The sequence below is a fragment of the Pseudomonas sp. GW821-FHT01C01 genome (genome assembly GCF_059422645.1).
In genome coordinates, this window is record NZ_JBWKXF010000003.1 from 192,022 (window position 1) to 205,400 (window position 13,379).

General features: G+C 59.9%; 12 protein-coding genes. All 12 read right to left on the bottom strand.

The window, feature by feature from the left end; translation table 11 throughout:
• Window positions 1-92 precede the first annotated feature (92 nt).
• The 12 genes from nuoF to mnmA all read right to left on the bottom strand — a co-directional run bounded on the left by nuoF (window position 93) and on the right by mnmA (window position 13,367).
• Window positions 93-1,448: an NADH-quinone oxidoreductase subunit NuoF gene (nuoF, locus tag AC07XF_RS03465; RefSeq protein ID WP_495025411.1), complete on the bottom strand. Its 1,356-nt coding sequence runs from the start codon at window positions 1,446-1,448 to the stop codon at window positions 93-95.
• Window positions 1,445-1,942, bottom strand: coding sequence for an NADH-quinone oxidoreductase subunit NuoE (gene nuoE / locus AC07XF_RS03470; RefSeq protein WP_007970445.1), 498 nt, complete (start codon window positions 1,940-1,942; stop codon window positions 1,445-1,447). The genes nuoF and nuoE overlap by 4 nt, the downstream gene beginning before the upstream one ends.
• A 2-nt stretch (window positions 1,943-1,944) precedes the next feature.
• Entirely contained in the window at window positions 1,945-3,729 is a 1,785-nt protein-coding gene (gene nuoC / locus AC07XF_RS03475; RefSeq protein ID WP_223453962.1) for an NADH-quinone oxidoreductase subunit C/D, read from the bottom strand.
• A gap of 73 nt (window positions 3,730-3,802) precedes the next feature.
• Window positions 3,803-4,477 carry a NuoB/complex I 20 kDa subunit family protein gene (locus tag AC07XF_RS03480; protein ID WP_007970441.1) on the bottom strand — a complete coding sequence of 225 codons (675 nt, stop codon included), beginning with the start codon at window positions 4,475-4,477 and terminating at the stop codon, window positions 3,803-3,805.
• Between the two features lie 10 nt (window positions 4,478-4,487).
• Window positions 4,488-4,901, bottom strand: coding sequence for an NADH-quinone oxidoreductase subunit A (locus AC07XF_RS03485; RefSeq protein ID WP_003223812.1), 414 nt, complete (start codon window positions 4,899-4,901; stop codon window positions 4,488-4,490).
• 637 nt (window positions 4,902-5,538) lie between these two features.
• Window positions 5,539-6,864 (bottom strand): isocitrate lyase, encoded by a 1,326-nt coding sequence (gene aceA / locus AC07XF_RS03490; RefSeq protein ID WP_007970439.1) that lies wholly within the window; start codon window positions 6,862-6,864, stop codon window positions 5,539-5,541.
• 476 nt (window positions 6,865-7,340) lie between these two features.
• The gene (locus AC07XF_RS03495) at window positions 7,341-8,102 is read right to left on the bottom strand and encodes a secretin N-terminal domain-containing protein (protein WP_495025412.1); all 762 of its coding nucleotides are present in this window, start codon (window positions 8,100-8,102) and stop codon (window positions 7,341-7,343) included.
• 342 nt (window positions 8,103-8,444) lie between these two features.
• Window positions 8,445-8,870 (bottom strand): GNAT family N-acetyltransferase, encoded by a 426-nt coding sequence (locus tag AC07XF_RS03500; RefSeq protein WP_056854616.1) that lies wholly within the window; start codon window positions 8,868-8,870, stop codon window positions 8,445-8,447.
• Window positions 8,863-10,032 carry a ribosomal protein uL16 3-hydroxylase gene (locus AC07XF_RS03505; RefSeq protein WP_495025413.1) on the bottom strand — a complete coding sequence of 390 codons (1,170 nt, stop codon included), beginning with the start codon at window positions 10,030-10,032 and terminating at the stop codon, window positions 8,863-8,865. The genes AC07XF_RS03500 and AC07XF_RS03505 overlap by 8 nt, the downstream gene beginning before the upstream one ends.
• Window positions 10,033-10,118: 86 nt before the next feature.
• Complete coding sequence (gene purB / locus AC07XF_RS03510; protein ID WP_007981277.1) at window positions 10,119-11,489, bottom strand: adenylosuccinate lyase; 1,371 nt, start codon at window positions 11,487-11,489, stop codon at window positions 10,119-10,121.
• Window positions 11,490-11,613: 124 nt separating this feature from the next.
• Complete coding sequence (gene hflD / locus AC07XF_RS03515) at window positions 11,614-12,237, bottom strand: high frequency lysogenization protein HflD (protein WP_495025414.1); 624 nt, start codon at window positions 12,235-12,237, stop codon at window positions 11,614-11,616.
• The gene (gene mnmA, locus AC07XF_RS03520; RefSeq protein WP_007972086.1) at window positions 12,234-13,367 is read right to left on the bottom strand and encodes a tRNA 2-thiouridine(34) synthase MnmA; all 1,134 of its coding nucleotides are present in this window, start codon (window positions 13,365-13,367) and stop codon (window positions 12,234-12,236) included. The genes hflD and mnmA overlap by 4 nt, the downstream gene beginning before the upstream one ends.
• Between the last annotated feature and the right edge of the window lie 12 nt (window positions 13,368-13,379).

Here is a 13,379-nt window from a genome sequence, read left to right on the forward strand (position 1 = left end):
TGGAATCTTGTTATCCGCGTGAATCAACACAGCCGCTTACGGCGTCATCACACGAAAAGCGAAGGGCACGGACCCTTCGCCTTTTTAAGCATTTACGCGCCGACTACGATCGGCCTTGCCAGAGGCGGGACGGTGGCGCTGACAGGCGCGATACCGGCTTCGAACTCATGGCGGAAGTATTTGATTGCGCTGCCCAACGGCTCCACGGCGCCCGGTGCGTGAGCACAGAACGTCTTGCCTGGGCCGAGGAAACCGACCAGACCCAGCAGGGTCTCGATGTCGCCTGGCTGGCCTTCACCGTTCTCGATAGCCATCAAGAGCTTGACGCTCCATGGCAAGCCATCGCGGCACGGGGTGCAGAAGCCGCAGGATTCGCGGGCGAAGAACTGCTCCATGTTGCGCAGCAGGGACACCATGTTGACGCTGTCGTCCACCGCCATGGCCAGGCCGGTACCCATACGGGTGCCCACTTTGGCGATGCCGCCGGCGTACATTTGTGCGTCCAGGTGTTCCGGCAACAGGAAGCCGGTACCGGCGCCGCCAGGCTGCCAGCACTTGAGCTTGTAACCGTCGCGCATGCCACCGGCGTAGTCTTCGAACAGCTCGCGACCGGTGACGCCGAACGGCAATTCCCACAGGCCCGGGTTCTTCACCTTGCCGGAGAAGCCCATGAGCTTGGTGCCCATGTCTTCGCTACCTTCGCGAGCCAACGATTTGTACCAGTCCACGCCGTCGGCAATGATCGCCGGCACGTTGCACAGGGTTTCAACGTTGTTCACGCAGGTCGGCTTGCCCCACACGCCAACGGCGGCAGGGAAGGGCGGCTTGGAGCGCGGGTTGGCGCGGCGGCCTTCGAGGGAGTTGATCAGTGCGGTTTCTTCACCGCAGATGTAACGCCCGGCACCGGTGTGGACGAACAGCTCGAAATCGAAACCGCTGCCCAGGATGTTCTTGCCCAAAAGGCCCGCTGCCTTGGCTTCTTCCACGGCACGGTTCAAGTGCTTGGCGGCGGTGGTGTACTCGCCACGCAGGAAGATGTAGCCACGGTAGGTTTTCAGTGCGCGGGCACTGATCAGCATGCCTTCGATCAGCAGATGGGGCAGTTGCTCCATCAGCATGCGGTCTTTCCAGGTGTTCGGCTCCATTTCATCCGCGTTGCACAGCAGGTAGCGGATGTTGATGGATTCGTCCTTTGGCATCAGGCCCCACTTCACGCCAGTGGGGAAGCCTGCACCGCCGCGACCCTTGAGGCCGGAGTCTTTCACGGTCTGGACGATGTCGTCCTGAGCCATGTCGGCGAAGGCCTTGCGCGCAGCGGCGTAACCGTTCTTCGCCTGGTACTCGTCGAGCCAGACGGCTTCGCCGTCGTCACGCAGACGCCAGGTGAGCGGGTGAGTCTCGGCCGAACGCTTGATGCGGTTGGCTGGACCGAAGGAAGTCAGGGTCATACGTAGCCCTCGAGCAATTTGGCAACGCCGGCAGGCTGCACATCACCGAAAGTGTCGTCGTCGATCATCAGCGCAGGCGCCTTGTCGCAGTTGCCGAGGCAGCAGACCGGCAGCAGGGTGAAACGACCGTCGGCGGTGGTCTGACCCAGGCCGATGCCCAGCTTGCTCTGGATTTCGCTGACCACGGACTCGTGGCCGCCGATGTAGCAGACCATGCTGTCGCAGACGCGAATGATGTGACGGCCCACTGGCTGACGGAAAATCTGGCTATAGAACGTCGCCACGCCTTCAACGTCGCTGGCCGGGATACCGAGGATCTCGCCGATGGCGTACAGGGCGCCGTCCGGCACCCAGCCACGTTCCTTCTGGACGATCTTCAGGGCTTCGATCGACGCCGCGCGCGGATCTTCGTAGTGATGCAACTCGTGCTCGATGGCCGAGCGCTCGGTTTCGCTCAGGGCGAAACGGTCTGTCTGGATAAGCGTGCTGTTCATGCTTAGCGGTCCACGTCGGCCATAACGAAATCGATACTACCCAGGTACGCAATCAAGTCCGCGACCATACTGCCTTTGATCACCGAAGGGATCTGCTGCAGGTGCGGGAAGCTTGGGGTACGAATCCGGGTGCGGTAGCTCATGGTGCCGCCATCGCTCGTCAGGTAATAACTGTTGATGCCCTTGGTCGCTTCGATCATCTGGAAGGATTCGTTGGCCGGCATGACCGGGCCCCACGAAACTTGCAGGAAGTGCGTGATCAAGGTTTCGATGTGCTGCAGGGTGCGCTCTTTCGGCGGCGGCGTGGTCAGCGGGTGATCCGCCTTGTACGGGCCTTCCGGCATGTTGCGCAGGCACTGGTCGATGATCTTGATGCTCTGGCGCATCTCCTCGACGCGCACGATGCAGCGGTCGTAGGCATCGCCATTGGCGGCCAGCGGCACTTCGAATTCGAAGTTCTCGTAGCCCGAGTACGGGCGCGCTTTACGCAGGTCGAAATCGCAACCGGTCGAACGCAGGCCGGCACCGGTGACACCCCATTCCAGGGCCTCTTTGGTGTTGTAGTCGGCGACGCCGATGGTCCGGCCACGCAGGATGCTGTTGTCCAGTGCAGCTTTCTGGTATTCGTCCAGGCGCTTGGGCATCCACTCGACGAAGTCCTTGACCAGTTTTTCCCAGCCGCGCGGCAGGTCGTGGGCGACGCCACCGATGCGGTACCAGGCCGGGTGCAGGCGGAAACCGGTAATCGCCTCGATCACCGTGTACGCGCGCTGGCGGTCGGTGAAGGTGAAGAACACCGGGGTCATGGCGCCGACGTCCTGGATGTAGGTACCCAGGAACAGCAGGTGGCTGGTGATCCGGAAGAACTCGGCCATCATGATGCGGATGACGTCGACCTTCTCGGGCACCTTGATGCCGGCCAGCTTCTCGACCGAGAGCACGTACGGCAGGTTGTTCATCACGCCGCCGAGGTAATCGATACGGTCGGTGTACGGGATGAAGCTGTGCCACGACTGACGCTCGGCCATCTTCTCGGCACCACGGTGGTGGTAGCCGACGTCCGGTACGCAGTCAACGATCTCTTCGCCGTCCAGTTGCAGGATGATGCGGAACGCACCGTGCGCGGACGGATGGTTCGGGCCGAGGTTGAGGAACATGTAGTCCTCGTTCGGGCCGGAACGCTTCATGCCCCAGTCTTCAGGCTTGAAACGCGCGGATTCTTCTTCGAGCTGTTGCTTGGCCAGGTTCAGGGTGAACGGATCGAACTCGGTGGCGCGGGCCGGGAAGTCCTTGCGCAGCGGGTGACCTTCCCAGGTCGGCGGCATCATGATGCGCGACAGGTGCGGGTGGCCTTTGAAGTCGATGCCGAACATGTCCCAGACTTCACGCTCGTACCAGTTGGCGTTCGGCCAGATACTGGTGACGGTCGGCAGGCTGAGGTCGCTCTCGGACAAGGCGACCTTGATCATTACGTCACTATTACGTTCGATCGACATCAAGTGATAGAACACGGAGAAGTCGACGCCGTTCGGCAGCCCTTGACGCTTGGTACGCAGACGCTCGTCCACGCCGTGCAGGTCATAGAGCATGACGTACGGCTTGGGCAGGTTACGCAGGAAGGTCAGGACTTCGACGAGTTTGGCACGGGCAACCCAAAGCACCGGCATGCCGGTGCGGGTAGGCTGGGCGGTGAACGCCTCCGGGCCAAAACGGTTGTTCAGTTCGACGACCACATCCTGGTCGTCTGCCTTGTAAGGCGGGATGTACAGAGCACTGCCTGTAGTCATGGTTATTTATCGCTTTCGGTCAACGTAAAGAATGAAGCCAGGTTCTCGTTCTATGGAAAGAAGCAGATCTGGATCAGACTTCGTCGGGGCTGCGCAGGTTGGTTACCTGAATACGCTGTTCGCGGCGCTTTTCCTTCTCGGAAGGCATCTCGGCGCGATACACGCCTTGATCGCCAACGACCCAGGAAAGTGGGCGACGCTCCTGGCCAATCGACTCCTGCAACAGCATCAAGCCTTGCAGGAAAGCTTCAGGGCGGGGCGGGCAGCCAGGCACGTAGACGTCCACGGGCAGGAACTTGTCCACCCCTTGAACGACGGAGTAGATGTCGTACATGCCACCGGAGTTGGCGCACGAACCCATGGAGATGACCCATTTAGGCTCGAGCATTTGCTCGTAGAGACGCTGAATGATCGGCGCCATCTTGATGAAGCAGGTACCGGCGATAACCATGAAATCCGCCTGGCGCGGCGATGCCCGGATAACCTCGGCGCCAAAGCGCGCGATGTCGTGGGGCGCCGTGAAGGCGGTGGTCATTTCCACGTAGCAGCACGAAAGACCGAAGTTATACGGCCACAGGGAGTTCTTGCGCCCCCAGTTGATCGTGCCGTTAAGCACGTCTTCGAGCTTGCCCATGAAAATGTTTTTGTGGACTTGATCTTCTAACGGATCGGAAACGGTTTCCCGCTGGCCAATCGGATACTGCTCGTTAGGAGCATCGGGGTCGATCCTGGTGAGATTGTATTGCATTGCCAAAGCCTCATTGTTTCAGCTTCGCTTGCCGCTTACGACGAGCTTCCGGAGCCCAGTCAAGGGCGCCCACTCGGAATAGGTAGACAAGGCCTGCCAACAGAATTGCTATGAAAACGAGAGCTTCGACGAATCCGGTCCAGCCGCTTTCGCGGACGGACACAGACCATGCAAAGAGAAAGAGGGCTTCGATATCGAAGATCACGAAGAGCATCGCGACCAGATAGAATTTGGCTGAGAGCCGCAAGCGGGCGCCACCTGTAGGTAGCATGCCGGACTCGAACGGTTCGTTTTTGCTGCGGCCCCAGGCTTTTGACCCGAGTAGGCTGGAGACACCGAGCATGAAGGCACAGAGGCCGACGACGCCTAGAAGGAAAATGGCAAAGCCCCAGTTGTGGGCCATGAGTCCTGTCGCTTCGGGCATGCTGGTAATCCTTAACAGAGAGCAAAGGTCTCTGAGCTTGAAAAGAAACAACGCAGTGACGATATGTCGCAGCAATCAATCCAGCTGATTTTATGGCTAAACACCCGGCAAGTAAAATTCCTGTAGCGAAATTATTTACAGGAATAAGGACATAACGCACCTCCAAAGCCCGGCAGCCCATGCGTTGCGGGCATTAGCCGGCTTTTCATCAATTATGTTTTGTAGGGAATGTAACGAACATAGTTGCTGCTAAATGATAATCAATATTGTTTGGCTTGGTTTTTAATCTGTTAATTCGGTAAGTGCGCAGGAAGTTGTCTTAAATGCGGGTTACTGCAAGTAGCGGGCGGGGTCGTTTTACCCTGTTTTTTGATCGGGAAACTGCTCTGGATCAAAGATTTTTGCCGCGTCGCGATCCTGGCTGCGCCGCAGAACCTGTAGGAGCTGGCTTGCCAGCGAAAGCGTCCGTTCATTCATCGCACGGCTTTCGGGCCTCTTCGCTGGCAAGCCAGCTCCTACACGGGCGGAGAAATCGCGCGCAAAAAAAACGCCCCGAACCAGTCGGGGCGTCAGATGTGCAGCGCTGCGGTTAGCTTTCTATCCGGTCCGCAGCGGCCGATGTCTCAGTTGAAGCAGATCAGTGGAACTGTTCTTCTTCAGTCGAACCGGTCAGCGCGGTAACCGAAGACGAGCCACCCTGGATCACGGTGGTCATGTCGTCGAAGTAGCCGGTGCCCACTTCCTGCTGGTGAGCCACGAAGGTGTAACCCTTGGCAGCGTCAGCGAATTCCTGCTCTTGCAGCTTCACGTAGGCAGTCATGTCGTTGCGGGCGTAGTCGTGCGCCAGGTTGAACATGCTGTGCCACATGTTGTGAATGCCGGCCAGGGTAATGAACTGGTGCTTGTAGCCCATGGCGGACAGTTCGCGCTGGAACTTGGCGATGGTCGCGTCGTCCAGGTTTTTCTTCCAGTTGAAGGAAGGCGAGCAGTTGTACGACAGCAGTTGGTCCGGGTATTCCTTCTTGATCGCTTCAGCGAAGCGACGAGCCTCGTCCAGGTCCGGCTTGGCGGTTTCGCACCAGATCAGGTCGGCGTACGGCGCGTAGGCCAGGCCGCGAGCGATGGCCTGGTCCAGACCGGCGCGCACTTTGTAGAAGCCTTCCTGGGTACGTTCGCCAGTCACGAATGGCTGGTCGTACGGGTCGCAGTCGGACGTCAGCAGGTCAGCGGCGTTAGCGTCGGTACGGGCCAGGATGATGGTCGGAGTACCGGCAACGTCAGCTGCCAGACGAGCAGCGGTCAGCTTCTGTACGGCTTCCTGGGTAGGAACCAGTACTTTGCCGCCCATGTGGCCGCATTTTTTCACGGAAGCCAGCTGGTCTTCGAAGTGAACGCCGGCGGCGCCTGCTTCGATCATGCTCTTCATCAGCTCGTAAGCGTTCAGTACGCCGCCGAAACCGGCTTCGGCGTCAGCCACGATTGGTGCGAAGTAGTCGATGTAGCCAGCGTCGCCCGGGTTCTTGCCGGCTTTCCACTGGATCTGGTCAGCACGACGGAACGAGTTGTTGATGCGCTTGACCACGGTTGGAACCGAGTCCACCGGGTACAGCGACTGGTCCGGGTACATCGATTCGGCGGAGTTGTTGTCCGCAGCCACTTGCCAGCCCGACAGGTAGATCGCCTGGATACCGGCTTTGACTTGTTGTACAGCCTGGCCGCCGGTCAGGGCGCCCATGCAGTTGACGAAATCTTTCTCAGGACGGAAGGCCGGCTTGGCACCCTGGGTAACCAGGTTCCACAGCTTCTCGGCGCCCATTTTTGCAAAAGTGTGCTCAGGTTGAACCGAGCCACGCAGGCGGACGACGTCAGCAGCGGAGTAAGTGCGTGTCACGCCTTTCCAGCGCGGGTTTTCAGCCCAGTCTTTTTCGAGGGCTGCAATTTGCTGTTCGCGTGTCAGTGCCATGGGAGATAAACCTCGTCGCGTCTTTATGAAAAGTAGTTCTGCGGTGGAAAATTCCTGCGCTCGCTGACCAGAGGCTTAAGCGGTCAAGTCGGATTCGGCGGGGAGGGCGACGGGATGAACGATGGGCTCGAGGGGAAGTGAGCAGGTAAAGGCGAACTGCGGGCGCATTCGGGCGTCGTGGGCCTTGGTACGAACATCAGTGTGCTGCCGGGTTACCTAATTACGCTTCCGTCCCTCGGGACAACTTCGTTCCAGTCGACAACCTCGTCAAACACACCTTGTGGGCGGTACAGACACGAAGCGGTTCGCGGGGGTAGGTTGCGAACATCGCCTCGAAGGCCCTTGCCAGGGCCCCTGATTAGCGGGAGCGAGGCCATCATGCCTTCGCTTTTTTGGCTCGTCAAACGTTTTGTAGTGCTTTTTTTCTGGCACTACATCTTTGGTCTAATACGACTCGCCGGTCAGTTTTCGGGGCCTTAGTCCAAAGTGTCGACTTTCACTCGCAAAGTCATGTCGTTGCGGCTCTGGGTCGAGTAGCTGCGGGTCAGGCCCTGTTTGTCGGCCTGGGTCTGGCCATTGACCCCGGCCAGCAGGATCCACTCACCGAGGCGGCCGGTGACGGTTGTGTCGGTGCTTTGCACGTTCACTACATCGGGACGTTCCTGGCTCATGCGGTCACGGTTGGTACTGATCGACAGGTGAACGATGTCGCCGGTGACGTTTGCCGTGACGTAGAAGCCCTGGGTGACATTGCGGTACTCAGTCTGGCTGCTGTAACCGCCATAGACGTCGCTCTGGCTGCTGGTGATCGGCACGCTCTGGCCAACCTGGATCAGCGCCGGTGCACCTTCGCTGGCCTGCACTTGCTGGATGCCGCCGTCACGACTGTCGGTGCTGTAGTTGATGATGCGGGTCTGGCTTGGCTTGGCGCCGTTCACCGAGTAACCCTGGTCACCCTGGAAGTTGTTGTCGCTGGTGTCGACGGTGATCAGCAAGCGCTTGGGAGCGGTGTCGAGTTGTGCGAGAAGGGCTTTAAGTTCGTCGATCTTGCGCTGATCGGCGTTGACAATCAGTTGATTGCCGTAGGTGCTGACCTGTCCCTCCTTGCCGATGAAGTCCTGGGCTACCGGCAGCAGGTCGGCGCTGGTGCGGTAGTTCAGGGGCACGATTTCGGTGGCTGCCATGACCGAAAAGCTGCAGGCCACCAGCAGGGTGCTGAGCAGGGTGCGTAGGGGCATATCCGTTATCTCCGCCAATGTGATTTGTGTAGGAGCGAGCTTGCTCGCGATGGTCGTCAACGATAATGCGTGAAGCCTGACATTCCCGCGGCGCTCTCAAGTCCATCGCGAGCAAGCTCGCTCCTACAGGTGTTGATATTGCCAATATATCGGCCTGAGATGGGGCAAGTTGAATCGTAGACAGCAAAACGCCCCGGCATCGTGTGATGTCAGGGCGTTTTGTAGTGCTTGCATGGTGCTTTTTGTGGCGAGGGAGCTTGCTCCCGTTGGGGCGCGAAGCGGCCCTAAAAGCTTGGGTCTGCTACGCAGTCTAGCGGGAGCAAGCTCCCTCGCCACAGGGTCTTAAGCAGAGTGTCGCACCATGTCCACATGCGGAATCCCGGCTTCCAGGAACTCCTCGCTGACCATGCTGAAGCCAAGGCGCTCATAGAACGCCGTGGCTTGTACCTGGGCGCTCAGCATCTGCTGCTTCAATCCGCGCTCCTCGGCTTCGCCGATCACCGCCTGCATCAGCGCATCGCCGACCTTCAGGCCGCGCCAGTCCTTGAGCACCGACACCCGGCCAATGTGGCCGTCAGGCAGCAGGCGGGCGGTGCCAATCGGAAAGTCGCCTTCGAACGCCAGAAAATGCACGGCGGTTGCATCGTCGGCATCCCATTCCAGCTCGGGTGGAACGCATTGCTCGGCGACAAACACCGTTTCACGAATGCGCCGGATCTCGGCGTTGTCCTTTTGCCAGTCTGCGACACGTACGTGAATCTTATTCATCGGCAAACCCCAGGCTTCCTTGCTTGACCAGTTCGCACAGCAGGCCGCGGCCGTCTTCATCGCTCAGCCAGTCGCCAAGGTTGTCGGCGTGCAGTGCGTCGGCGGCGCAGATCATTTTCAGCAGTTCGCGCAGTTTGCCCGGCAGGTAACGGCTCTGGCCGCTGGCGAACAGCAGCAGGTCGTCATCGACTTCCGACCAGGCCAGGCGCGCGCTTGGATTGCGGATCAACACGGCGCCTTGTTCCAGGGCGCCCAGGACGTCGTCTTCTTCGAGGTCTTCCGGGCCAACCACCAGTTCCGGGTAGCGTGGCTCGGTCATGAACTGGCCGAACCAGGTCAGCAGCAAGCGCTCGTCGCTCATGTGCTCGGCCAGAAGGACTTTCAAGCGGTCGAGTGCGTCGCGCTGGATCTGGTGAGGATCGGCAGTCGGCAAGGCGTCAGCGTCGGTGTAGCGCTCTTCGTCCGACAGGAACTGGCTGAGGAAGTCGGTGAAGTGAGTCAGTACTTCAGCGGCGCTCGGTGCGCGAAAGCCCACGGAGTAGGTCATGCAGTCATCGACGGCCACGCCGCAGTGGGCCAGACGCGGCGGCAGGTACAGCATGTCGCCCGGTTCCAGTACCCATTCATCGGTGGCTTCGAAGTCGGCGAGGATGCGCAGGTCGGCGTGCTGCAACAGCGGGCTTTCGGAGTTGCACATCTGGCCGATCTTCCAGTTGCGCTTGCCGTGGCCTTGCAGCAGGAACACGTCGTAGTTGTCGAAGTGCGGACCGACGCTGCCACCCGGTGCGGCGAAGCTGATCATCACATCGTCGATGCGCCAGCTCGGCAGGAAGCGGAAGTTTTCCAGCAGTTCGCTGACTTCCGGCACGAATTGATCCACGGCTTGCACCAGCAGGGTCCATTCGCGCTCCGGCAATTTGCTGAATTCGTCTTCGGCGAACGGGCCGCGACGCAATTCCCAGGGGCGCTCGCCGTGCTCGATGATCAGGCGCGATTCGACTTCTTCTTCCAGTGCCAGGCCGGCCAGTTCGTCGGCGTCGATCGGGCTTTCGAAATCAGGAATCGCCTGACGGATCAACAGTGGTTTTTTCTGCCAGTAGTCGCGCAGGAATTCCCGTGCCGTGATGCCGCCCAGAAGTTGAAGAGGAGTATCAGGATTCATGTGTAACCTATTGAAAAAATGCACTTTTCAGACGGGAATAAAAACGCCCGGCGCGGCCGGGCGTCTTAAAAGGGTCTAGCGATCGATCAGATGCGTCTGGCTTGCTCTACAGCGTTGCCGATGTAGTTCGCCGGGGTGAGCAATTTCAGCTCAGCCTTGGCGGCGGCCGGCATGTCCAGGCCGTCGATGAAAGTCTGCAGCGCTTCAGGGCTGATGCCTTTGCCGCGGGTCAGTTCTTTCAGTTTTTCGTACGGGTTTTCGATGTTGTAGCGGCGCATCACGGTCTGGATCGGCTCGGCCAATACTTCCCAGCACGCGTCCAGGTCAGCGGCAATCTTCTGCTCGTTGAGCTCCAGTTTGCTGATGCCCTTGAGGCTGGCTTCGTACGCGATCACGCTGTGGGCGAAGCCGACACCGAGGTTGCGCAGTACGGTGGAGTCGGTCAGGTCGCGCTGCCAGCGGGAGATCGGCAGCTTGCTCGCCAGGTGCTGGAACAGTGCGTTGGCGATGCCCAGGTTGCCTTCGGAGTTTTCGAAGTCGATCGGGTTGACTTTGTGCGGCATGGTCGACGAGCCGATTTCGCCAGCGATGGTGCGCTGTTTGAAATAACCCAGGGAAATGTAGCCCCAGATATCGCGGTCGAAGTCGATCAGGATGGTGTTGAAGCGGGCGATCGCGTCGAACAGCTCGGCGATGTAGTCGTGCGGTTCGATCTGCGTGGTGTACGGGTTGAAGCCCAGGCCCAGCTCGTCTTCGATGAAGGCGCGGGCGTTGGCTTCCCAGTCGATCTCAGGGTAGGCCGACAGGTGTGCGTTGTAGTTGCCGACAGCGCCGTTGATCTTGCCCAGCAGCGGAACGGCGGCGACTTGAGCGATCTGGCGCTCCAGACGGTAAACCACGTTCGCCAATTCTTTGCCCAGGGTGGTCGGCGAGGCCGGTTGACCGTGGGTGCGCGACAGCATCGGCACGTCGGCGAAACGGATGGCCAGTTCACGGATGGCATTGGCGGTCTGGCGCATCAGCGGCAACATCACGTCATCACGGCCTTCGCGCAGCATCAGGGCGTGGGACAGGTTGTTGATGTCCTCGCTGGTGCAGGCAAAGTGGATGAATTCGCTGACCTTGGCCAGTTCCGGCAGCTTGGCCGCTTGCTCTTTGAGCAGGTATTCGATGGCTTTGACGTCGTGGTTGGTGGTGCGCTCGATCTCTTTGACGCGCTCGGCGTGCTCCAGAGAGAAGTTTTCCGCCAGGGTGTTGAGCACAGCGTTGGCTTCGGCGGAGAACGCCGGCACTTCGCTGATGGCAGGGTGAGCAGCCAGGCGCTGGAGCCAGCGCACTTCAACCAGAACGCGGGCGCGGATCAGGCCGTACTCGCTGAAAATTGGGCGCAGGGCCTGGGTTTTGCCGGCGTAGCGGCCGTCAACAGGGGAAACCGCAGTGAGCGAAGAGAGCTGCATGGGGTGTTCTCGGACAGTCGGGCAACGAAATGGGGCGCGTATCATACATGAAAAAATCCGCCGGTCCGTCGCCAACTGACCGGCGTATTACGCGTATTGCTAAGTTCGGTTCTGTCGATGCGGGTTATTCGTTATGCATCAATGGGTAAAGCTCTTTCAGCAATTTGCGGCGGCTGATCACCAGCTGCCAGCGATGACCGCCCAATTGCCGCCACAGGCGTGCCGAACGGATACCGGCCAACAGCAGGGCACGAATTTTCGAGGCGTTGCTCGGTTGTTGCAGGTTACGCATGTCGCCGTGCACCTGGATGCGTTGGCGCAGTGTGCTCAGGGTGTCCTGATACAGCGCGCCGCAGGCGGCGATCACGTTTTCGTGAGCCGGGCCGAAGTGTTCGACCTGGGACTGAATCTGCGGCAGGCGTTTGCCGATCACGTCGAGCATGTCGTTGCGTTTGGCCAGCTGACGCTCAAGGCCGAGCATGGCCAGGGCATAGCGCAGCGGCTCGCGTTGCAAGGCGCTAGGGTCGCGTTCGAGGGCGCCGATCAGTGCGCGGTAGCCTTCGCGCAGGTTGATGTCGTCGCCGCCATAGACTTCCAAAGTGTCCTTGGGGTCGCGGATCAGCAGGCTGCCGAGCATGCAGGTCAGGCCGGCCTCGTTGGTCTGGCCGGTTTTGGCGATCCTGTCCACCAGCACCGCGGCAAGAAATACGCCGCCCAGTGCCGTCAGTTGCTCCTGAATGGGGTTCATAGGGCCTGGCCCTTGCTCGTCCACGGCTCGGCTACTTCAATCACGCCGCCGCCGAGGCAGATTTCACCGTCGTAGAACACCACGGACTGGCCCGGAGTGACCGCGCGTTGCGGGTCATCGAAGGTCGCGCGATAACCGGTGGCGGTTTTTTCCAGGGTGCACGGCTGGTCGCTCTGGCGATAACGAACCTTGGCGGTCAGCTTGCGCGGCTGGCTCAGGTCGATCGGGTTGACCCAGTAGATATCGGAAGCGAGCAGGGCGCGGGAGAACAGCCACGGGTGATCATTGCCTTGGCCAACGATCAGCTCGTTGTGTTCCAGGTCCTTGATCAGCACGTACCACGGCTCGTCGCTGGCGTCTTTCAGCCCGCCAATGCCAAGGCCCTGACGCTGGCCGATGGTGTGATACATCAGGCCGTGGTGGCGGCCGATGATTTCGCCTTCGGTGGTCTTGATCTCGCCCGGTTGTGCTGGCAGGTACTGCTTGAGGAAGTCGCTGAAGCGGCGCTCGCCGATAAAGCAGATTCCGGTGGAGTCCTTTTTCTTCGCGGTCGCCAGCTCGTATTTCTCGGCAATGGCACGCACTTGCGGCTTTTCCAGCTCGCCGACCGGGAACAGGGTCTTGGCGATCTGTTCGCCGCCGACGGCATGCAGGAAGTAGCTCTGGTCCTTGTTCGGGTCCAGGCCCTTGAGCAGTTCGGTGCGGCCATCGATGTCACGGCGACGCACGTAGTGACCGGTGGCGATCAGATCGGCGCCGAGCATCATGGCGTAGTCGAGGAACGCCTTGAACTTGATTTCGCGGTTGCACAGGATGTCCGGGTTCGGCGTGCGTCCGGCCTTGTATTCGGCCAGGAAATGCTCGAACACGTTGTCCCAGTACTCGGCGGCGAAGTTGGCGGTGTGCAGCTTGATGCCGATCTTGTCGCACACGGCCTGGGCATCCGCCAGGTCATCCATGGCGGTGCAGTACTCCGTTCCATCGTCTTCTTCCCAGTTCTTCATGAACAGGCCTTCCACCTCATAGCCCTGCTCGATCAGCAGGAGGGCGGAAACGGAAGAGTCCACGCCGCCGGACATGCCGACAATGACGCGCTTCTTTTGTGTGTCAGAAGGGGCTGGATCACGCATAGGGATTCAATG

Bases quoted from the DNA above. Each gene is read 5' to 3' on its own strand.
- nuoF (WP_495025411.1), bottom strand. From the start codon at position 1,448: ATGACCCTGACTTCCTTCGGTCCAGCCAACCGCATCAAGCGTTCGGCC.
- nuoE (WP_007970445.1), bottom strand. From the start codon at position 1,942: ATGAACAGCACGCTTATCCAGACAGACCGTTTCGCCCTGAGCGAAACC.
- nuoC (WP_223453962.1), bottom strand. From the start codon at position 3,729: ATGACTACAGGCAGTGCTCTGTACATCCCGCCTTACAAGGCAGACGAC.
- AC07XF_RS03480 (WP_007970441.1), bottom strand. From the start codon at position 4,477: ATGCAATACAATCTCACCAGGATCGACCCCGATGCTCCTAACGAGCAG.
- AC07XF_RS03485 (WP_003223812.1), bottom strand. From the start codon at position 4,901: ATGCCCGAAGCGACAGGACTCATGGCCCACAACTGGGGCTTTGCCATT.
- aceA (WP_007970439.1), bottom strand. From the start codon at position 6,864: ATGGCACTGACACGCGAACAGCAAATTGCAGCCCTCGAAAAAGACTGG.
- AC07XF_RS03495 (WP_495025412.1), bottom strand. From the start codon at position 8,102: ATGCCCCTACGCACCCTGCTCAGCACCCTGCTGGTGGCCTGCAGCTTT.
- AC07XF_RS03500 (WP_056854616.1), bottom strand. From the start codon at position 8,870: ATGAATAAGATTCACGTACGTGTCGCAGACTGGCAAAAGGACAACGCC.
- AC07XF_RS03505 (WP_495025413.1), bottom strand. From the start codon at position 10,032: ATGAATCCTGATACTCCTCTTCAACTTCTGGGCGGCATCACGGCACGG.
- purB (WP_007981277.1), bottom strand. From the start codon at position 11,489: ATGCAGCTCTCTTCGCTCACTGCGGTTTCCCCTGTTGACGGCCGCTAC.
- hflD (WP_495025414.1), bottom strand. From the start codon at position 12,237: ATGAACCCCATTCAGGAGCAACTGACGGCACTGGGCGGCGTATTTCTT.
- mnmA (WP_007972086.1), bottom strand. From the start codon at position 13,367: ATGCGTGATCCAGCCCCTTCTGACACACAAAAGAAGCGCGTCATTGTC.